General features: G+C 44.1%; 17 protein-coding genes. 14 read left to right on the top strand and 3 right to left on the bottom strand.

Translation table 11 applies throughout. The features are described from left to right. Positions 1–15 precede the first annotated feature (15 nt). The 9 genes from RB622_RS22720 to RB622_RS22685 all read left to right on the top strand — a co-directional run bounded on the left by RB622_RS22720 (position 16) and on the right by RB622_RS22685 (position 10,045). Positions 16–1,257, top strand: coding sequence for a GDSL-type esterase/lipase family protein (locus RB622_RS22720; RefSeq protein WP_308048986.1), 1,242 nt, complete (start codon positions 16–18; stop codon positions 1,255–1,257). Between the two features lie 105 nt (positions 1,258–1,362). Further along, positions 1,363–4,830, top strand: a complete 3,468-nt coding sequence (locus RB622_RS22715) for a PVC-type heme-binding CxxCH protein (protein WP_308048985.1) — start codon at positions 1,363–1,365, stop codon at positions 4,828–4,830. A 101-nt stretch (positions 4,831–4,931) separates the two neighbouring features. Beyond that, positions 4,932–5,690, top strand: a complete 759-nt coding sequence (locus RB622_RS22710; RefSeq protein WP_308048984.1) for a ThuA domain-containing protein — start codon at positions 4,932–4,934, stop codon at positions 5,688–5,690. A gap of 139 nt (positions 5,691–5,829) precedes the next feature. Next, positions 5,830–6,021 carry a hypothetical protein gene (locus RB622_RS22705; protein ID WP_308048983.1) on the top strand — a complete coding sequence of 64 codons (192 nt, stop codon included), beginning with the start codon at positions 5,830–5,832 and terminating at the stop codon, positions 6,019–6,021. 87 nt (positions 6,022–6,108) lie between these two features. Next, positions 6,109–6,279, top strand: a complete 171-nt coding sequence (locus RB622_RS30390) for a type II toxin-antitoxin system RelE family toxin (protein WP_409021828.1) — start codon at positions 6,109–6,111, stop codon at positions 6,277–6,279. 51 nt (positions 6,280–6,330) lie between these two features. Next, positions 6,331–7,644, top strand: coding sequence for a BNR-4 repeat-containing protein (locus RB622_RS22700; protein WP_308048982.1), 1,314 nt, complete (start codon positions 6,331–6,333; stop codon positions 7,642–7,644). 74 nt (positions 7,645–7,718) lie between these two features. Beyond that, on the top strand, positions 7,719–8,582 hold the full coding sequence (locus tag RB622_RS22695) for an alpha/beta hydrolase (RefSeq protein ID WP_308048981.1): 864 nt from the start codon (positions 7,719–7,721) through the stop codon (positions 8,580–8,582). A 432-nt stretch (positions 8,583–9,014) separates the two neighbouring features. Then, the gene (locus tag RB622_RS22690) at positions 9,015–9,440 is read left to right on the top strand and encodes a VOC family protein (RefSeq protein WP_308048980.1); all 426 of its coding nucleotides are present in this window, start codon (positions 9,015–9,017) and stop codon (positions 9,438–9,440) included. Between the two features lie 125 nt (positions 9,441–9,565). After that, positions 9,566–10,045 carry a glycine zipper family protein gene (locus RB622_RS22685; protein WP_308048979.1) on the top strand — a complete coding sequence of 160 codons (480 nt, stop codon included), beginning with the start codon at positions 9,566–9,568 and terminating at the stop codon, positions 10,043–10,045. A gap of 64 nt (positions 10,046–10,109) precedes the next feature. Here the strand turns inward: RB622_RS22685 and RB622_RS22680 are convergent, their stop codons facing one another. Continuing rightward, positions 10,110–11,066, bottom strand: a complete 957-nt coding sequence (locus RB622_RS22680) for a DUF4886 domain-containing protein (protein ID WP_308048978.1) — start codon at positions 11,064–11,066, stop codon at positions 10,110–10,112. A 749-nt stretch (positions 11,067–11,815) separates the two neighbouring features. Between RB622_RS22680 and RB622_RS22675 the strand changes: the two genes are divergently transcribed. Next, positions 11,816–12,316: a hypothetical protein gene (locus RB622_RS22675; RefSeq protein ID WP_308048977.1), complete on the top strand. Its 501-nt coding sequence runs from the start codon at positions 11,816–11,818 to the stop codon at positions 12,314–12,316. Positions 12,317–12,428: 112 nt separating this feature from the next. On the opposite strand, the gene RB622_RS22670 is transcribed toward RB622_RS22675, so the two are convergent. Further along, positions 12,429–12,917, bottom strand: coding sequence for an SRPBCC domain-containing protein (locus tag RB622_RS22670; protein ID WP_308048976.1), 489 nt, complete (start codon positions 12,915–12,917; stop codon positions 12,429–12,431). 164 nt (positions 12,918–13,081) lie between these two features. On the opposite strand from RB622_RS22670, the gene RB622_RS22665 reads away from it, so the two are divergent. Beyond that, positions 13,082–14,338 (top strand): condensation domain-containing protein, encoded by a 1,257-nt coding sequence (locus tag RB622_RS22665; protein WP_308048975.1) that lies wholly within the window; start codon positions 13,082–13,084, stop codon positions 14,336–14,338. Positions 14,339–14,548: 210 nt separating this feature from the next. On the opposite strand, the gene RB622_RS22660 is transcribed toward RB622_RS22665, so the two are convergent. Next, the gene (locus tag RB622_RS22660; RefSeq protein WP_308048974.1) at positions 14,549–16,645 is read right to left on the bottom strand and encodes an ATP-binding protein; all 2,097 of its coding nucleotides are present in this window, start codon (positions 16,643–16,645) and stop codon (positions 14,549–14,551) included. A 308-nt stretch (positions 16,646–16,953) separates the two neighbouring features. Here RB622_RS22660 and RB622_RS22655 point away from each other — a divergent pair, with 308 nt between their 5' ends. The 3 genes from RB622_RS22655 to RB622_RS22645 all read left to right on the top strand — a co-directional run bounded on the left by RB622_RS22655 (position 16,954) and on the right by RB622_RS22645 (position 21,356). After that, a complete protein-coding gene (locus RB622_RS22655) occupies positions 16,954–17,895 on the top strand; it encodes a hypothetical protein (RefSeq protein WP_308048973.1) in 942 nt (313 codons plus the stop codon). 510 nt (positions 17,896–18,405) lie between these two features. Further along, positions 18,406–18,732 carry a helix-turn-helix transcriptional regulator gene (locus RB622_RS22650; RefSeq protein ID WP_308048972.1) on the top strand — a complete coding sequence of 109 codons (327 nt, stop codon included), beginning with the start codon at positions 18,406–18,408 and terminating at the stop codon, positions 18,730–18,732. Further along, positions 18,729–21,356, top strand: coding sequence for an ABC transporter permease (locus RB622_RS22645; RefSeq protein ID WP_308048971.1), 2,628 nt, complete (start codon positions 18,729–18,731; stop codon positions 21,354–21,356). Before RB622_RS22650 ends, RB622_RS22645 begins: the two co-directional genes overlap by 4 nt. The last annotated feature ends 318 nt before the right edge of the window (positions 21,357–21,674 follow it).

Here is a 21,674-nt window from a genome sequence, read left to right as displayed (position 1 = left end):
CTAATCCCAAATTGCATGAGAAAGCTTAAGATATCGACCTGTACCGGTTATATTTTATTATTGTTCATTTCCCTACTTTATAAAACGGCTATTGCTCAAAACCAATCCGGAAAAGCTTTTGAGCTCAAAGACGGTGACAGAGTTGTTTTCCTTGGAAATTCTATCTTCGAGAACGATTTTCAGTATGGTTATCTCGAACTCGCGCTTACCACAAGATTCCATGACCGTTTTGCGACTTTCCGCAATCTGGGCTGGACAGGAGATAATGTTTTCGGTGATGCGCGAAGTACTTTCACCAACCCGCCTACCGCTTATGACCACCTGATTCAAAACATTACCAAAGCGCAGCCAACGGTCGTTTTCCTGGCTTATGGGGGTGTTGAAGCTCAGGACGGCGAGGAAGGTCTGCCACGTTTTAAGAAGGGATTAAACAATTTGCTTAATAAAATTGACTCTCTGGGCGCAAAAACCATCCTGCTTTCCCCCATTCCCGTGCTTAGCAGCGATTCAACCCTGAACCCTGCCAAACGTAACGCCGATATTCAACTTTATGCTGCTGCCATTTCCCAAATCGCCTCTGCGCGGGGAAAGCAGTTTATTGATATTTATAAACCATTTCAGGAAATCAGTAAAAAAGAAACCATCACGGAAAACGGGATCCACCTGAACGAAACCGGATATTACTATCTGGCGGGTATGCTGGAAAAAGGCCTGGGTCTAAAATCAGGTGTTGAACCCGTGACCATCAATATTTCAAAACAAGGAATCGCGCTGTCGGCTAATGCTAAAAAACTGACTCCCGGCAACGATTTGTCCGGCCTGAAATTTGCGATTCAGGAAGATTATCTGCCACTTCCCTATCCTGCACAATACAGCGGTGTCGCAGATCAGGCACAGATCATAAAAATTACCGGTTTGAAAAAGGGTTTTTATACGCTGAAAGCGGATGATTCCGATTTGGTAACGGCTTCGGCTAAAGCGTGGGAAGAGGGTGTAACCATCAAACGCGGAATCTCGGCCGATCAGGTTAAGCAGCTGCGCCGGATGATCGTGAAAAAAAACGACCTGTTCTTTTTTCAATACCGCCCCATGAACGAAACCTATATTATCGGATTCAGAGCTTATGAGCAGGGAAAACACGTGAAAGATCTGGATGACCAGAGTATTCTGATCAAATTTCTGGAAAGTCAGATTGCCCTGGACCGTACGCCGAAAGCGCACAGCTATCAGCTATCGCAAGTCGGCGAACGCCAATAACCTGACACATAAAATATTAAAACCATAAACTACAACATTAACCAAGCCAACAGCCGATTGTGCTCTGCCATGCGACTGAAAGCCTATTGTCAAAACATGAACGCAATGAACTATAAAAAGGCATTTTACGGAATCATGATCATCCCGATGGTTCTGCTTATCACTTCTTCGGGTCATCTGGACAACAGAAAAGAAAATCAGGATCCGGATGTACAAAAGGAACTGGCCTCGTTTCACGTCGCCGATGGTTTCGAGGTAACCCTTTGGGCTGCTGAACCCCTTGTGGCGAAACCGATCCAGATGAACTGGGACGCAGACGGCCGGTTATGGGTTGTCAGCAGTACGGCTTATCCACATTTGAAAACAGGTGAAGAAGCCAATGATAAAATCTTCGTGATTGAGGATACCGATCATGATGGCAAAGCTGACAAAACGACCATTTTCGCCGAAGGTTTATTAACCCCGACGGGAATTTTACCAGGTGACGGCGGCGTTTACGTAGCCAATTCAACAGAAATCCTCCATTTTTCCGATACAGACGGAGACGGGAAGGCCGACAAGAAACGCAGGGTTTTAAATGGTTTCGGAACGGGCGATGCCCATCACCTGATCCACACGTTCCGTTGGGGGCCGGAGGGAAAAATGTATTTCAATCAGTCGATATATATTTTCAGCCACGTGGAAACACCTTTTGGGACGAAACGTCTGGAAGCCGGTGGTGTTTGGCAGTTAAATCCTAAAACCCTGGAACTGGATGTGTATGCACGCGGTGGTATTAACTTCTGGGGATTGCAGTTTGACCGTTGGGGACAATCATTCCTTACGGATGGCGCCGGTGGTGAAGGTATCAATTATGCTTTTCCAGGAGCGGCTTTTGCCGCTACGCAAGGGGCTGAAAGGATTATCAGAGGTTTGAATCCGGGACAACCCAAACACAGCGGACTGGATGTGATTTCAGGAAGACATTTACCGGATGCATGGCAGGGCAGAATGATTGCCAATGATTTCCGTGCGAACAGGATCAACAGTTTCAAGTTAGAAGAGCAAGGCGCAGGTTATGCTTCCAAACAAATGGAAGACCTGATGTGGACGGATAATGTCGCATTTCGTCCTGTGGATATCAACGTGGGACCAGATGGAGCCATTTATGTTGCCGACTGGTATAACCCGATTATCCAGCATGGCGAGGTGGATTTCTTTGATCCCCGCCGCGATCAGGAACATGGACGGATCTGGCGTGTAGTCGCGAAAAACCGTCCGCTTATCAAAACACCAAAGTTGCAGAATGCCTCCATTCCCGAACTTTTAGAAGCGCTTAAAGTACCCGAAGACCTAACCCGTTCCAATGCAAAACAGGTTCTGAAAGAACGTGGTACCAAAGAAGTGATTCCGGTATTGCAAAAATGGGTGAGCACTTTGGATAAAAAAGATGCAAATTATGAACATAACTTACTCGAAGCACTTTGGGTGTATCAGGCACTGGATACTGTAAATGAGCCGCTTTTACTTAGTCTGATCAATGCAGAAAGTCACAATGCACGTTCCTCGGCTTTACGCGCGCTGCAATTCTGGCATCGCAAAATATCCAACGTGCCGGCGATTCTTGCCAAGGCCGTTACGGACAAACATGCGCAGGTGCGTATGGAAGCAGTTATTGCACTAAGAAAAACCAACACTGCCGACGCTGCTAAAACGGCGTTAACAGCGCTGGATTTTCAAATGGACGAATTCCTGGATTATGCACTTTGGCAAACAACGCGTGAATTACAGCCTTTGTGGATGGCCCGTTTAAAAGCGGATCCTAATTATTTGGGAGACGCCAGGAAAACAGTTTTCGCCTTGAAATCGGTGAGCACACCGGAAGCCGTTTCACAGCTGGTAAAAATTTACGAAAAAGGACAGGTTCCCGAAGAATATCAGAAAAATGTGCTCAGTGCTATTGCCAAATCAGGACAAATGGCTGACCTGAACACATTGCTGGATCTGGCTGTTCTGAATAAAAGCAAAAGCCTTATTGCCCAACTGACTGCACTCGAAGATGCAGCCCGCCAGCGGAAAATGAGTCCGGATAAAAATCCCGAACGTATCGCTGGTTTTATTGGCAATGAAGATGAAGCGATCAACCTGACGGCCATCAGACTGGCAGGGTTATGGAAACTGGATCCATTAAATGACCGTTTAACCACGTTGATCAAAACAGGAACGCCAGCTACGAAAAAAGCGGCTTTAGGCGCACTGGCTTCCATTGACAAAGACAAGGCGATCAAATTGATGACCGACATGACGGGACCTAAAAACGCTCCCGAAGTACGCGTAATATCCGCAGCCCAGCTGGCAGCATTTAATCCTTTGGAAGCATCACGCATTGGCACAGACCTGATGCGGACCTTACCCGCAGACACGGATATGTCCGATATTTTTCTTGCATTGATATCCAACAAACCAGGCACCGTAGCGCTGACAGACGCCATTACGTCGAAAAAAATTCCCGAAGCGGTGGCTAAAACCGGCAGACAGCTAGTTCAGACCCGTGTGATATGGACCCGACAAAGACAGACGGACGTACTTGCGCTAAAAGCGGCGCTGGAAGAATCAGGCGGAAAGATGCCTGCCGAAAAAATGGCGCAGGAACTTAACGACAAGGACATTGCAGGTTTGGCCAAGGTCATTGCCGACAAAGCCGATCCTGAAAAAGGTGAACTTATTTTCCGCAGAGCCGATCTGAACTGTACGACCTGCCACGCCATTGGCGGTGCCGGCGGCCGGATTGGGCCCGATTTGAGCAGTCTCGGTACGAGCTCACCGGCTGAAACCATTATCCGCTCGGTGCTTTATCCAAACATATCCATTAAAGAAGGTTACGATCTCAAACGTGTCCTGAAAAAAGACGGCAGCGAACTGCTGGGATATCTGGCCAGCGACGGTGCTTCTGAAATTATCATCCGCGATGTTACAGGCAAGGAAGTTTCGATTCCTAAAAGTCAGGTGGAGCTGATGGAAAAAGTACCCGGCTCGCTGATGCCTCCGGGATTAACAGCTAGCCTGGACAAGGAGGAATTTATCAACCTGATCGGTTTCCTTTCAAAACTGGGAGAATCCGGCAAATTCCGTGTACCTACTGCCCGCTTTGTACGTCGCTGGAACACCGTAACTTCCAGCAAGGATCTGGTTAAAAAGATTTTGTCTGACGGACCGGGTTATGTGGTCAGAGATAATGCCAAAGTATCTTTTGAACCTATTTACAGCAAAGTAGCCGGTGATCTTCCGGTGAAGGAACTTCCGGTTATCGAGGTTGGCGCTGGCAAACGTTACAGCTTCATTCGTTTTGAAATCGAAGTCGTGACGAAGGGAAATGTAAACCTTTCCCTGAACGCAACCGCGGGACTTACCGCCTGGATTAATGGGAAACCCGGAAAACTGACCGAGCGGAACCTGGCGGCAGATCTTGCCCAGGGTGTTCATACGATCACACTGGCTGTGGACCGTGATTTATTCAAAGATCCGGCCTTAAATATTCAGTTGCTGGATGGCGAAAATGGCGGTGCGCAAACGCGGCTTGTGATGGGAAAATGATCCGGTTTTTTGTCTTTATCTTATCAAAAGCATTTAAATTCAAAACAGAAATAATACTTTCGAATTCAGAATATTAAAACACCATTTAATTCTAATTTCAAATGTTAAAAAAATCGCTGGCCCTGCTTCTTGTCATCCTAAGTGCGGCTTATGCTCATGCGCAACAGTTCAAAGTTTTGCTCTTTACAAAAACAGACGGTTTTCACCACCAGTCCATTCATGAGGGTGTGGATGGCGTGAGGCACCTTGCTGCGAGACACAATTTCACGGTGGATTGGCAGGAAAATGCTTCCGTGTTTAATGAAAAACAGCTAAAAGATTATGCGGCTGTCATTTTTCTAAACACAACCGGCAACGTTTTGAACGACGAGCAACAAGCTGCTTTTGAGAAATACATCCAGTCGGGCAAAGGCTGGGTTGGTATCCATGCCGCTGCCGATACCGAATACGAGTGGCCATGGTATACCAAAATGGTGGGTATGATGTTTAAAATTCACCCGGCACAGCAGACGGCTTATCTGGATGTTGTAGACAGCAATTTTCCGGGATTGGAGCGTTTCCCAAAAAGAATGCTCTGGACGGATGAATGGTACGAATACCAGAAACCATACAAATCCAACGATCTGAAATTTTTGATCGGTCTGGACGAAAAAAGCTACGATCCCAAAACCAAATGGGGTGATAACGAAGGCAAAGGTATGGGTGATTTCCATCCAATCGCCTGGTATCACAAATATGACGGCGGCCGTGCGTTTTACACAGGTCTGGGCCACATCGGATTGGTTTACGCTGATCAGTCGTTTTTAGATCACCTTTACGGAGGGATTTACTGGGCTGCTACCGGGAAGGGGATTAAATAAACCTTGCTAATTCAATATTTATTTGGAAACTGCTTGACTCTCTTGAAAATGAGAGAGACAAGCAGTTTTTTTCATAAGTTATAGATTTTGTATATTGATTTACAAACACTTAAATTTGCTATACACAAACTTAAAAATCATGAAACTAGCGGGGATTAAAACTGAATACACCCAAAAAGGGAAAGTAAAACGTATTACCATCAACGCCAGCACAAAAACAGAGTTGGTAGAAGACCTTGTTGATACAATCCTTTACGAAGAGCGCAAAGATGGCGAGTATCTTTCTCAGGAAGAGGCCATGGAATTTTTGCGTAAAAAAGGAAAAATCTAATGGTTTATACCATAAGGTATGAAAAGCGTGCCTTAAAAGAGCTTTCAAAACTACCCGCTCCCGCAGTAAAACAGATACTTTTCAAAAATAGAATCATTAGCTACCGATCCATATCAGAGCGGAATCAAGAAACTTAAAAGTTTTGATCATGTCTTTAGGGCTAAAGCTGGAAACTATCGAATTCTGTACGAAATCGATGGTGATAAATTACTGATTATGATTGTGGCCATAGGCGACAGAAAAGATGTATATCATTAGTAAGATACAATTCATATCTTACGGGTACTTACTATATTTATACAACAAAGCATGTCACGAACCATCCTTCTCCTCATCACCTTTATAAGCCTCTCCGCCAGTCTTTCCGCCCAAACTGTTTCCACACTGACCGACGACGGGGCCTGGTGCTGGTTTAGTGATCCGCGTGCGATATACACGCGGGACAAAAACGGCTCAATTATCACGGGCTGGGTCACCAAATCCGGTGATATTGTAGCGGCCTCATTGGATCTGAAATCCGGGAAGACTGCAAAAAAAACACTGTACACCAAACTTGAAATTGATGATCACGACAATCCTGCATTTTTGCAGCTGCCCGATCAACGGATCCTGACCCAATATACCTGGCACGGCGGGAGTAAAAACGGTATGGGGGTTATTCAAAATACGACGCTGCAACCCGTCGATATCAGCACTTTTTCGGATTCGATCGTTTTCAAACCACAGACACCGGCACTTTTGGAGAAGTTTAAACGCGAAACCTATACCTATGCCAACCCGTTTATCCTGAGCAGCGAAAACAACAAAATTTACAGTTTTGGCCGTTGGGTAGGTTTTAAGCCAAACTTTATTACATCCACTGACAATGGTAAAACCTGGTCAGATCCGGTAGTCGTGATTACTTCCAAAGCGCTGAATACGAACAACCGGCCTTACGTCAAATATTATTCCGACGGAAAATCAAAAATCCATCTCATTTTCACCGACGGTCACCCCAATGCCGAACCGCTGAATTCTGTATATTACTGTTTTTACGAAAAAGGCGCTTTCTGGCGGGCAGACGGTTCCAAAATCGCCACGATCGACCAGCTTCCTTTCCACCCTTCGGATGCTTCCGTCGTTTACAAAGCGACACCGGAAACGGGAAAAGCCTGGATATTTGACATTGTTATTGATAAAAAAGGAAGACCGGTCGTTGCTTACACCCGTTACCCGACCAACGAAAAACATCAATACTATTACACAGTGTATGACGGCAAAAAATGGAACGACCACCATCTGATCGATTCGGGTAAGTGGTTCCCGCAAACTCCGGAAGGTAAAAAGGAACGCGAAGAAAACTATTCCGGTGGCCTCACCATCGATCCCCTCGATCCAGCGATTGTTTACTTTTCACATGAAATCAACAACGTATTTGAAATCTCCAAAGGCAAGACCAAAGATTTAGGCAAAACCTGGAAAATCACGCCCGTTACCCGGAATTCAAAACTGGACAACGTGCGCCCGGTGATACCGAGATATAAAAAGAAAGGGGATCAGAATGTGTTGTTATGGATGGAAAACCGGAAGTATACGCATTATACGGAGTATGATTCTCGAATAAATTATATGCTTCTGGATTAATAAAATACTCGCTTTAATCAGCTGCATCCTAATATTCTTCAAAATGAGGGTAACAATATTCATTTTTATTCGTATTGATTGCAGAAATCTGCTTTGCCCAAGAGCAATTGGTTCAAGTGAACGGCAATAACTATCATGTATTTGCAAAAGGGATTGCAAACCGAAAATCCGGTCCCCCTGTCATGATTTTTGAAAATGGGATGGGGGTAGGATTAGATAATTGGGATACTGTCATCGGCAAACTTTCCGAAATAGCTCCTGTTTTCGCTTATGATAGAGCTGGCATAGGAAAGTCAGACAAAGGGGATGAAATGCCAACGGTAAAAAGAGTGGCGAAAACTCTGAAAACTCTACTAATCAATCTTAAAATTGCTCCTCCTTATATCTTGATCGGGCACTCAATGGGTGGCGTATATACCAGAGGATTTGCTGGTCTATATCCTGATGATGTCGTCGGTCTTGTTTTTGTTGACCCCGCTGATTTCACAGAAACAAAACAAGATTGGAATTCCATTTTTAGAAAAATCGGTGTTCCGGAGAAAAAAATCAATGAAATATTATACAATCGACTATATCAGCCATCGCAGGTTGATTCTTTAAATTTTGCCCCATGGAGCGAAGGGCAGGTATTGGGTGAGCTCAGAAGGACAGATTTTACATATTTAAGGAATTTGCCCCTACCCAATGTTCCTGTTTATTTCTTCATTGGAGGAAAATTTGAGGTCCCCATTGAGCGTAGAAGTAAGGATTTTGATCAGGAATCTTTCTTTCTCGAAAGAACAAATATCAGTATCGAAAGGTGGAAAAAATTCATATACTCATCTTCCAAAGGTGGTACGCTTATTTACCTTTCTAATTCCGGACATTTTCCACACCGGGACGACCCAATTTCATCTATTGGAAATTTAAAAATTTTGTTGGAAGGTCTAAAAAAATAAGATCTTGTGAAAACCCCAGACTTAACCAGCCCTACCGCCAACACCACCAGCCGTTCCAAAGGAACGATATTTTGTAATTTTAATATCATTGCTACCGACAAAATGTTCCTATTGGAACAAAACACCGAAAAATCCTTATTTCCTTGTCCCATCGGGACATTTCGTTGGTAGAAGCTGGGATAGATCCATGCGGTTTGCGTTCCGTAGGAACGTTTCGTGATATTGATAGGACCAATTAAATTGGTTAGGAGTAAAAAGAATCTTAAACGATGGGTGAAATTAATGATAATCCAATGTTTAAAAATGGCGGCTAGTTAATAGCCTGTCCCGATTCACCCCGAAAATGTCGTTTTATCCCCCCTTATCATTAGCAAAATCTGTTTAACATTGTATTGGTAAATTTATACGTTAAACATTTAGACCTACTGAAAGATGAACAACCAGATTTTTCCTTGTATGTGGTTTGACGGCAATGCCAAAGCCGCAGCGGATTTCTATTGCTCCGTTTTTAAGAATTCAAAGATCATGGATGAAAATCCGATGGTTGTCATATTCGAACTGAATGGAAACAAAGTAATGGGCCTGAACGGTGGACCGCAGTTTAAATTCAACGAAGCACTGTCTTTTGTCGTCAACTGCGATACACAGGATGAAATCGATTATTACTGGGGTAAACTCACTGCCGACGGCGGACAGGAAAGTATGTGCGGTTGGCTGAAAGACAAATTTGGTTTCTCCTGGCAAATCGTCCCCTCGATGATCGGCCAACTTATGTCGGATCCGGCAAAAGGACAAAGGGTGATGCAAGCCGTTATGGGTATGAAAAAGCTGGACATTGATAAACTTAAAAACGCATAGGAAGAAAGAACTTTCTTTCCGGTTACTTTAATGAATTATTCCGGGACAGATTTTACAATAAATGGTCTGGACTGGCACGATTTTAGGACTTAATACATATATACGATTAACCTAAAATCTCGACTATGAAATCGCTAATCTTAATAATTGGTACTGTTTTCATTTTAACAGCCTGTAACAGTGGCCCAAACAAAGAAGCGGAAGCACTGAAAGCGAAACAAGTGACGATAGACTCTATGAAGGCCGTGATCGCTAAACAGGCTGTAATTGACTCCATGAATGCCATAATTGCCGACCGTGAAGCACAACTTGCCATCGAACGCGAAGAAAAACTGGCAGCAGAACGTGAGGAAAAAAACAGTCAGGTTGTGGCAAATAACAACATCGCGTCAACACCAGCCGCTACCCAGAAAAAGAAAAAAGGATGGAGCCACACCGCCAAAGGCGCGGTTGTCGGGGCTGGTACCGGAGCTATAACCGGCGCGATCATCAATAAAAAACGCGCTCAGGGCGCCCTCGTGGGAAGCCTGATCGGAGCGGGTATTGGCGCAGGCACCGGCGCGATCGTTGATCACACCAAAAAGAAAAAAAGCAACGCGAACTGATAAGATATTGTGTTAATATGAAAAAAGGATCCTGCGTAAACGGGATCCTTTTTTGTTAATAATACTATTTTGTTTTCTTCCCACCCTTGGTTACTTCATGTGCTGCATTTCTCAGCTGGCCAGCAAATTCATCTGAGACTTGATCGGGCCGGAACTTAAGGCTGGCCGGTGACGCATGAAACAAGACTGCATACCAAACCAGTCCGCCCAGAAAACAACCCGCTTCGTTGGCATGATTGGCGTCAAAAGCCAACTTCTGGCTATTATTGTAGTGATAACCTACGTGCAATGAATTGGTTTGATCTGGTAATGATGGACTTTTCGCGTTATCTAAATTGAAACCTGTATCTGGTTTATAAGCCGTTTTCGCATTCGAATTTACTTTCCAGAAAGCATCACCAACCGGAAAAAGCGGAATACCAAGTTCAGCTGCCATGGTATGATAAGATGCTCTGGACTTTTCCCACATTTCTTTGGCACTGGTCGCAAATTGTTTGTCGGCAATCTGGGTGAATTGCTTCGCATCGATACGGTATGCCCAGGTTTGCTGCATGACAATCCGCGCCTTGGGCTGGATGGATTTAACAAGAGCGACAAGCTTTTTCGCATAGGGAGCATAAGTCGTGACATCACCTGAATTCATGGAATTCTGCTGGATCGTAACGACATCCCAGGTACCAACCGATAACAATTCCCGCAGTGATTTTCCGTTATACGCCTTTCCCTTTGGGTCTTCCGGATTCTTTTCGGCGGCTTCGGCAATTTCCCAATGCCGCTGCAAGGAACATCCGCCCAATTCTGCCCGCCCGATTTTTAACGGATGCCCGCCCTCAGCCGCAAGCTGCGGAAGATACCGCGTGGCATTTTGCGAAAAGCTGTTCCCGATCAGAAATAATCTGAGTGTATCTGTCTTCGCCAAAGCACTGCCAGTTACTGAAATGCTGTTCGTCAGAAAAACGAATAATAATATTACCAGGCTGCCGATGCGGGCAGCATTTTTTGTTCTGAGTTTAGTGATCATTGAAATGTTACTATTTAAAAAACGGATTAAATGGGTATCGTCTTCTGATAAAGTCCGATCCGTAAATTTAATCGATGTTACCCATTTTGTATAACAAGTCTGTGAGATTTGGTGCTCTTTCTACAAAGCCATTCATCTTCCCGATAAACCGTGGTGCGGCCCCCTTTCGAATTCAGAAATTTCACACAATCGGTTTGACGAAATAAACACGATAAAAAAGAATTAAACAGCCGTTTTCCATACGCCCCTTTGTCCCCCATTCCCGGCTGAGCACCGGTCGAAAATTATTTCCATTTTCTCCGAATCATAATATCAATATATGACTATTTCTTTACACCATACTCATCACACATTCAAAACCCCTTCTATTTGTATGTATTAAATTATTAAAAAAAGAATCAAACATACAATTAAATAGTACTATTCAAACAACAACACTTAAGTATTTGAAGATTTTTAATATTTTTTAATAATGCACTAAACTATTGAAAGACAATAGATGTTTATCAGTACAAGGGTACTACAAACACCTAAGTGAAAGTTTGTAATTAATCGAACTAACATAACTATTTAAAGAATACGCGAATAAAATTATCAACAGAAAACAGTAAAAATACAGGAACAAATCAACCCGACGAATACGAGACATAATTGTACTATAACAATTTAATCGAAGCGATGTTCATCGAACTCTTAGACAAGAAATTCCTTCATTTTCTGAAAATACTTATTCATCAAACAGAAAAATTATGGCACAAATACAAAAATATACGACTCCGTTAACGGACCTTAGAAGCTCTTTCCAAAATTTTGTTGCCGCTTACGCCAACAAATACGCAGATACATTGGAAGCATTATCCCGCCGTGCAATATCTTTTGGAAAAAGTAGCGCAGGAATAGACAGCCAGAAGTCGGCAAAAAATAAAAATCAGGAAGTATCCGAAAACCGTTATTCGGTTTTGTATACGATCAACGGACAATATCACCACCTCGGCTGTTCTTCTCAGGCAGAAGCACAATCGGCATTGGGTATCCTGATGACCGACGGCAATCGTATCCCGGTAGGAATTTATGACGCAAAAACGGATTTGTTTGAATGGGAAATCATCGGGCAATATTTCCATAGCCAGGATCCCATCAGCGATCAACGTAACCGCCTGAACGAAGTACTTACAATTTCACGCGCCCTACGCCGCAGAGACTCAAGCTGGCAGTCTGGTTATTTGCAAAAACCTGGCTTTTTTGCTTAACAATCGTTTGACTATCTATTAAAATTGATGCCGCCAAGATCGACTTATGTTCGATCTTGGCGGCATCAATTTGTTAAAGAAATATAGTCGGCAATAACTGCACAAACTTCACTCATCGAATGGTCCCCAGCCTTTCTTCATCGGCCGTTGTTGGTTTCCCGGCACCATTCGGCCTGCCTTTTCCTGTGGTAATCAGGCTAAACAAACTCTGTTGTATGTATTGTGTCCAGGCATTTTGACAAATATCGAAGCACTCATACTCGGGAACCAACCCCAGGTGCATAAAGCTGATTTGCGTTTTGTCACCCTTCTGTGAAATTTCAAAAATAATTTCCGTGTCCTTCCATTCGCTTTTATCTTTGGTGAAACTAAAATAGTTCTCCATCACAAGCCAAACGACTTTTTTATCCGGAACAACCTCAATTAACTTCATCCGGCACTTATGAACGTCTTCGTAATGATAGCTGAACTCATCGTTGAGTTTGGATGTAGGGCCTTCAATTTCCTCTGACCACCATCCACGAACATTATTGATGGCATTGAATACTTCTTTCGGGCTTTGGTCTACCAGGACAGTCGTTGAAAAATCTGATGTTGTCATTTTAGCTAAGGTTTTATTTTGGGATTTTCTACATCAAATTTATCATCTAAACATCAATTAATCAGGGGGTAAAATGGACTTCCTGGTGGGGTAATCCGGACAAAATAAGTAGATCCATCACACCCATTCATTTTTAATACACATGAATAACAGCATATTTAAAAGTGAAAAGAAAATTAACCTTTATTGAGGGAACTATGTACGCCGGCGGCCACCTGCCCGTGAACGTAGTAGCGGGTATCAAAATCAAAGGAAACATCAGGGAAGAGCGTTTGCAACTGGCACTTATCAAGGTTCAGAAAAGGCATCCCATGCTCCGTGTGAATGTTTTGGAAGACGACAAGAATATACCTTATTTTTCAACAAAGGACAGCGCCTGCGAAATTCCGGTCCGTATCGTCACGAGACACAGCAACGGGGACTGGAAAAAAGAATACAATATCGAATGCTTAACGCCCTTTGACTGCAAAAACGGCCCGCTGATTAGGGTTGTCTGGTTAAAATCCGACACAGAATCCGATCTGATTTTCACTTGTCATCATTGCATTTGTGACGGAAAAACTATCCTGAACCTTATTGATGAAACGCTTCATTTACTGGAACAACCCGATGCAGCCATGGGGACGTATGACACATTCGCGTCCATTTTAGACTTCATTCCCGAAACTGTAAAAAATAATAGGATCAACAGATTAACCGCCGCACTTATCTCCCGTTTGGCCAGACTGGCCTTGCTCGTGGTTTCCTTAAAAAAAGAAGTAAAAAGAGAAAATCCTTATCTGATCCATTGGAAATTAGACAAAGAAACGTCTGACCTAATCTTGAAAAAATGTAAAACAGAAGGCAGCACGATCCACACAGCACTATGCGTTGCATTTCTGAAAGCCTACCAAAGCGTTGAAACCATCAGACCCCATGCCAGGCTTTATTGTGCGGTGGACATGCGAAAATTTATTCCCGAGATAAAAAACGACATGATGTTTGCCTTTCCGGCCATGATAGGATTAACCCTCAAAAAAGACAAAACAATCAATTTCTGGACGCAAGCACGTCAATTTAAAGAAGCGTTAACGCTAAAAATGGATAAGATGGAAATAAACAAAGTACTGATGTACAGCGAGTCACTTTTATCCTCCTTGCCGCAAATGACAAAATACGCCAGGGCAGATACCGGAACGCATGATTTTACGCTTTCCAATATGGGAAAAGCCAGCTTCAAGGAAAATTATACCACTTTTGAAATTGAAACCCTGTATCCTCCGGCCACCATATTTCCGTTTGGTAATCCGTCTACATTATTTTCAACCGCTTTTCGGGGAGAAATTGATTTTATATTTTCATCAGATGAAAAATTTGTGAAGTATCAGGATGCAGTTGTATTAAAAAATAACGCCATGAAGATGTTGTTAAATCAAGCCTGATAGGTTTATTTCACAAACTTTCAATAATTCCCAAATGCTTATGTCACCCTTTCAGGGTTATGACCTGAATGTTTGCTCGCATTTCCGATAATAATATCATCCCTTCGGGATTATCTATAGGCTCAAACAACTTCGCTGCAAAATCCCTTAATATTTCCGAGTCAGGTTTGTATAAATGTAACAAAGTCAAACAACTTACAGGCTTTTAGATTAACTATGAGCAACCCGCCATTGCTGAGGCGTTACATTACACTCCTGCTTAAACACCCTTGCAAAATACCCGGGGTCGTCATAGCCACAATCCATAGCAACTGACGCAATGCTGTTGGCCGGATCCTGCAATAATTCCTTCGCTCTTTTAAGCCGGATCACCCGGATAAATTTGTTGGGAGAACATCCTGTCAACGCATCCAGTTTACGGTGCAGTTGCGAATGACTTATACAAATCAGCTTACTCAGCTTCTCCACCGTAAAATTTGTGTCTGTTAAATTTTGTTCAACGGCTTCTCTGACTCTTTTTACAAAACGGTCTTCAATGGCGTGACCACCGATTTTGTCAGGGATAATCACGTGTTCCATGGCGACCTGACCTTGTATACCCGCCTTCCTGAGATAATACTGTTGCAGATTTTTACGCATCTCCAACAACTTTTTTATCCTCATCTGCAACTCATCCTTATGAAACGGCTTTTCCAGATACGCATCAACGCCTTGCTCCAAGCCCTCTATCTTACTATCGATGTCCGCTTTTGCCGTGAGCATAATAACCGGAATATGGCTGGTGTTTTCATTACTGCGCAATTTGTTCAACAGCTCAAAGCCATCCACAAATGGCATCATGACGTCAGTTATGACAAGGTCAGGAATCATGTCCGCCGCTATGTCAAAACCTTCCCTGCCATCTTTGCCCACGGCCAACCTGTATTCAGGCAAACACAATGCAGTATATGCCACGACATCGGCGTTATCTTCAACCAGCAATATCAAAGGAGCGTTTGCAGTATTTCCTTCATCATGTGTTACCGGTGCCGCAAAATGTGGTTCTGCAATAACCTGAGAAACGACTTGCCGTTTAAAATCATGAACCCCGTTTTCCGCAAACGAGGCTACTTTCTTTAGCGGGAGCGATACGGTAAATTCACTACCCATAAGAGCGCCTGTGGGCGGACTTTTTACAATGATCTCCCCTTCCATCAACTTAACCAGCGCTTTTGTCAACGCCAGGCCAATACCAGCGCCTTCCATTTTAAGGGTATGATCATGATCCAAGTGGGAAAAACGATCGAAAACATACTGCAATTGATCTTCGGGTATGCCAATACCAGTATCTTTTACTTTAATGACCAGTGTGGCGTTATTGCTATGAACAGATTGCGTATTTTCCGTTACACTGATATAAATATTTCCTTTCTGTGGAGTGAACTTAATGGCGTTGGAAAGCAGATTGGAAACGATCTGTCTTAGTTTTGCCTGGTCATATGCGAGATACAACATGTCCAGATCTGTCAGAAAATGTAACTGCTTTTGTTGACGCTCTGCCAGTGAATGAAAGGATTCCACGACATAACGCAGAAAGTGGATCACATTTCCATGCGACAACTGCAACTGCATTTTACCGGTTTCCAGTTTGGACAGATCCAGCAATTCATTTACCAGGTTCAGCAGGCTGTGACCGTTGCGCACAATCATATCCATACGGGTTTCAAACTGTTCTCCGGGTTTTTCAATAACCTGCTGCGCCATTCCCAAAATAACTGTAAGGGGCGTACGAAATTCGTGGGTAATATTGGCATACAGCTGCGCTTTAACAGTATCCAGCTCCTTCAGTCTTTTGGCTTCCAACTGTTCATAATACAATTGTGATTGCAGTTTTGCCCTCTTTATTCTAAAATTCAGATACGCCCGGATGGCTACTACTGCCAGCAAAGCATACATCAGATAGGCCCACCAGCTTCTCCACCAGGGCGACAATACTTTTTGGGGATCGAAAATATTGATACCATTTACACTGCCGAAAACCAGATTACCGTTGGCTAATTTGCCAAATGCGTTGGTATTAAATGCGTCGGCCTGCGGACCGCTCGTAAATGTTTTAAAAGTGTAACCATCATACCGGTTGAGACCACCCCTGTTAACTATCCAGATAAAACCCTCCGTGTCCTTCGGCATGTCATGGATAAGTCGCTGCGAAAGACCTTGCCCGGCAGATATGACGTCATAACCAGAACCCGTTTGTGCGAAAACAAGGTTTCTGCAAATGGAAAAAACGAGCCAAAAGAAGACCGACAGATAGTAGGATCTAGACATCTCTATAAAGATAATCTTCCTTGAACTATTATGCCATATCAAGCTATATACTTTTTTAAGCATTTTATTACAAAAAGCCGAATTTGTCCTGATACTGCTTAATTTATCCGATTTAAAGCCCAAAATGTAGCATCAAAAGCTGAAAAAATCCTCACAGTGACACCTGTTTAAAGCGGAACTTTGGGACTGTCGTAAAACATACAGGAGTTCATCCAATGCCAGACTGACGGCACTGGAAATTCCTTGCTATACGCCTCTACATCCCCTAAAAACGAGACTGATTATTAACCGACTAAAAAAACGACAAAATGAAAAAACTTCTACTTCTCGCCATGGCCATTTCGGGCATCATGAACGCATTTGCACAGAAAAAAACGAATGGAACCGTTTACATAGAGCATCCGGCTATTAATGTGGTAGACGAATTCGTAAAGGCCACGATCGCCGGTGATTCAGCAAAAATTGCCGGCTATTTAACGGATGACTTTAAATCCTACAACGGCACAAGCAACGTTTACAACGATAAGGGAACCGCCAAAGCGGCATTTTTGAGCAGTACCCTCCGATACAACAAAGAATTGGAATACTTCGCCATAGACCCTTTTCCAGGCTCCTACCCCGATGCCGTTGAATATAAAAAAGACAATAAGGACGAGGAAGTTTGGGTGCAAACCTGGAACGTTTTAAAAGGATTACATAAAGCGACCGGGGTAAAATTGGACGCCGGGGCGCATCGTCTGTATAAGCTGACCAAAGACAACAAAATCAAAACGATCATCAATTACAGCAACGGCAAAGTACTGGATGAGATCGGGGTCAGTTTTTCAAACAGAACCAACGGAAAGATCTACAATCATCATGACAATATCAATACCGTGCGAAAAGCTGTGTATGCTTTTGAAAAAGGGGATTTAGATAAATCCCTGAGCTTTTACAGCAGCGATGCAAGATTTACAGATATCAATAACGAATATGGAAAATTTGCTACTGGAAAAGAAATAAAAGTAGCCTGGCAGAAATTCCAGAACGATTTTGAAATTAAAAGCATCGACGTAATCGGCTATCCCGACTATCTGGAATATGAAATGGACAATGGCCGCGAAGTGCTGTCATGGTGGAAGTGTAACCTCGTACGGAAATCAGATAAAAAAGTGATCGTTTTGCCGATACATCTCAGCAACGGTTTTGATGAAAAGGGGAAGATAATTTCAGAAGTGATTTATTACAGTGAGTCGTTACTGGCCAAGTAAGGCCATTTTCAGGTACTGATAATCAAGACAAATGCTAGCTTGCGTAAATCCACGGATAGATTAGCACCATGATTTGTTAAACCAGTGGCAGAGCTCTTTGAAGAACTCTGCCACTGGTTTGTAAAAGCTACCATTTACATAAAGGATTTTTATGAATTCCGATTTTACCAGTAAAGATGCTTAACCCTATAGATAATCCCGAAGGGATGGTATTCTTGTAGAAAATACCGGCAAACATTCGGGTTATAACCCTGAAAAGGGTGACATAACCATTTCAGAAATCAAGTTTACAACGCCACAAAAATTCTTCCATAATCTATATATCATTAAAGCGTTCTTGTATACATTTTCGATACCTTAACAATCATACAGGCCTGTCCAGATTTGGACGTCCACCTGTCCGATTTCGGACAACTACCTCAATCTGATAGGCCTTAACTCTCTCCCTGACCATTGTTTCAGTACTGGCAAGGTATTTGTCAGACATTTACGTAACTAATAAATCATCCGATGAAAGGCACTTATCTGGGCGAGTTTGAAGAAGTGGTTTTACTGGCGGTGGCGATCCGGACGGGAGACGCCTATGGAGCGGCTGTGGTAAACGAAATTGAGCAACAATTGGACCGTGCAGTCAACCTGGGTGCCGTGCATACGGCCTTGCACCGGCTCGAGGAAAAGAAACTGGTTATTTCTGAGATGGGCGGTGTAACAGCCGAACGTGGCGGGCGCAGCAAGCGGCTCTATGTAGTTACCACGGCGGGACGTCGGGCACTGGAAGAAATCAGGCAGCTGCGTAATCAGATGTGGGATACCATTCCAAAGATAGCCTGGTCATGAGCCACACGCAACCGAATCTAAAAAAACCTCCCCGCTGGGCCACACTGCTGCTGCACTGGTTTTGCGCGGCACATCTGCTCAGTGAGCTGGAAGATGATCTGAATGAGCTGTTTCAACAACGCGTCGAATCTCTAGGCCTGCGTCAGGCGCGGTGGCGTTATGTCCGGGACGTAATAAGCCTGATGCGGCCCAGCCTAATGAAACCGGAGCCAAATCAATATTCAAACCCAAACCACACGGACATGCTGCAAAACTACCTCAAAATCGCCTGGCGAAACCTCACCAAACACAGTACTTTTTCGGCTATTAATATTGTGGGTTTATCAGTCGGTATGACCACCGCCGTACTCATCGGTCTATGGGTATGGGACGAGCTGTCCTACAACCGATATCATCAAAATTACGACCGTGTAGCCCGCGTCATGCAGCACCAGACCTATAACGGATCTACCAGCACAACACCTGCTACACCCCTTCCTATGCGGGCGGCTTTACAAAGTGAATACGCCAGTGACTTCAGTCGTATCGCATTGTCGTCGTGGACGGAAGATCATATCCTAACTTATGGTACAAAGAAATTCACGAAAAAGGGTAACTGTGTCGAGCCGGACTTCCCGCTGATGATGTCGCTTAGGATGCTTAGAGGCACCGCCACCGATTTAGATAAGCCTACTTCTATGCTACTTTCCGAGTCAGTTGCAAAGGCCTTGTTTGGCAGCGATGACCCGATCAATAAAATTGTCAAGATCGATAACAAAAACCATTTTAAAGTAACGGGTGTTTATGAAGACCTGCCCTATGCCACAGAGTTTCGGGATGTCTCCTTTCTCCTTCCGTGGAAATTCTTCCTGGAGGAAGAAGCCTGGGTAAAACGATCAGAAACCAACTGGGGAAACAACTCCTTTCTGTTGTTGGTACAAATCGCTCCGAATACAAGTTTCGAAAAAGTGACTGCTAAAATAACGGATATCAAGGCCCGGCACGCCAAAGAGGAAGCCAGATTTAATCCCAGGGCTTTCCTGCACCCCATGAGCCAGTGGCATTTGTATTCGGAATGGGAAAACGGTGTGCAGGTTCGCGGGCGTATTCAATTCGTCTGGCTTTTTGGCATCATTGGTGCATTTGTTCTCCTATTGGCGTGCATTAATTTTATGAACCTGTCCACGGCCCGATCACAAAAACGAGCCAAAGAGGTTGGTATCCGCAAGGCAATCGGCTCGGTACGCAGCCAATTAATTGCCCAGTTCCTTAGTGAATCAATACTGATAGCAACGATTGCCTTCACATTTGCCTTGCTGCTGACACAGCTGCTCCTGCCCTGGTTTAACCAAATTGCCGATAAAGCAATCGTTTTCCCCTGGAACAGTGAAAGAAGCTGGGCCCTAGGCCTGAGCTTTACGCTATTGACAGGCCTGCTCGCGGGTAGCTATCCCGCATTATATCTATCAGGTTTTCGGCCGGTAAAAGTGCTCAAGGGCACCTTTCAGGCGGGTCGGTTGACGGCCTTACCACGTCAGGTACTGGTTGTTGTCCAATTTACCGTATCGATCACACTCGTCATTGGTACGCTCATCGTGCTTCGCCAGATTCATCATGCGAAAAACAGGCCGATAGGTTTTGACCGGTCGGGGCTTCTTTCGGTTCCGATGAACACACCCGATCTTCGTGAACATTATCAGGCCCTTCGTCAGGACCTGCTGCAAACCGGTGCCGCCCTGAATATGGCCGAATCGTCCAGTCCCGCGTCGGAAGTCTGGAGCAGCGATGCCGGTTTCAGCTGGCCAGGTAAGGATCCCGACCAGTTGGGTGATTTCGGGATGGTAGGTATCACACATGAATATGGCAAAACAGTCCGCTGGCAATTTAAGGAAGGGCGTGATTTTTCACGTAGCTTTTCAACCGACAGCCTTGGCATAGTAATCAACGAGCGTGCGGCCAAATTTATGGGACTGAAAGATCCATTGGGGACCAGCATAAAATGGAACGGTGGTCAATATACTGTCATCGGGATCATCAATGATGTTATAACAGGATCACCTTTTATGCCCATCCAACCCACCCTGTTTATGCTCAGGGAAGACTGGGCTTCTTTTATTCATATCCGGCTTAATCCTGCTATGACTGTCCATCAGGCCCTGTCAAAGCTTGAACCCGTTTTTAAAAAGTATAATCCTGGCAGCCCTTTCGAATACAAGTTTGCCAGTGAGGAGTATAACAGAAAGTTCCACGCCGAAGAGCGGATCGGTCGGCTTTCCACCGTCTTTGCTTCACTGGCGATTTTTATCAGTTGCCTGGGACTATTCGGCTTAGCGTCCTTTTTTGCCGAACAGCGACAAAAAGAGATCAGCATCCGCAAAGTCCTGGGAGCTTCGATGGCCACGCTGTGGCAGATGCTCTCGAGGGACTTTGTAGTTTTGGTTGTCATCTCCAGCCTGCTGGCTATGCCCATTGCCTACTACCTGATGAGTGACTGGCTGCGGCACTACACTTACCGCACGTCACTTTCGTGGTGGATTTTTGCCGTGGTCATGATCGGCGCGTTGCTAATCGCCCTGATCACCGTCAGTTTTCAGGCAATAAAAGCGGCGTTGCTTAATCCCGTCAAAAGCCTGCGGTCGGAGTAAACGCCCCAATTAATTTTCCAGGGAAATATATCATTCGTTTTTCCACTACTCCGTAATGACCTTACGTAAAGATGACAAGAATTGCGTTCTTTGGTTTTTATCATTTTTAGAATTGAACAAAACAACTCAGTGACACATTCTTATGCTAGCAGTACATTTTTCAACGCCTTAGCTATCATTTCTTAGGCTTTGGGAGCCTTTGGATATTCCGTTGATGCTGACCCCGTACCGGGCATACTGACCCCCTTAATTTAGGTTCTGATCTGAGAGATTCTGATGGGCTGACAATTTTACCGTTTTTTTCTTAAACTTTCACCC

The organism is Dyadobacter sp. LHD-138, from assembly GCF_030929615.1.
In the GTDB taxonomy this organism is placed as follows: domain Bacteria; phylum Bacteroidota; class Bacteroidia; order Cytophagales; family Spirosomataceae; genus Dyadobacter.
The sequence above is the reverse complement of the archived record's forward strand: the minus strand, read 5'-3'. Positions and strand labels throughout refer to the sequence as shown.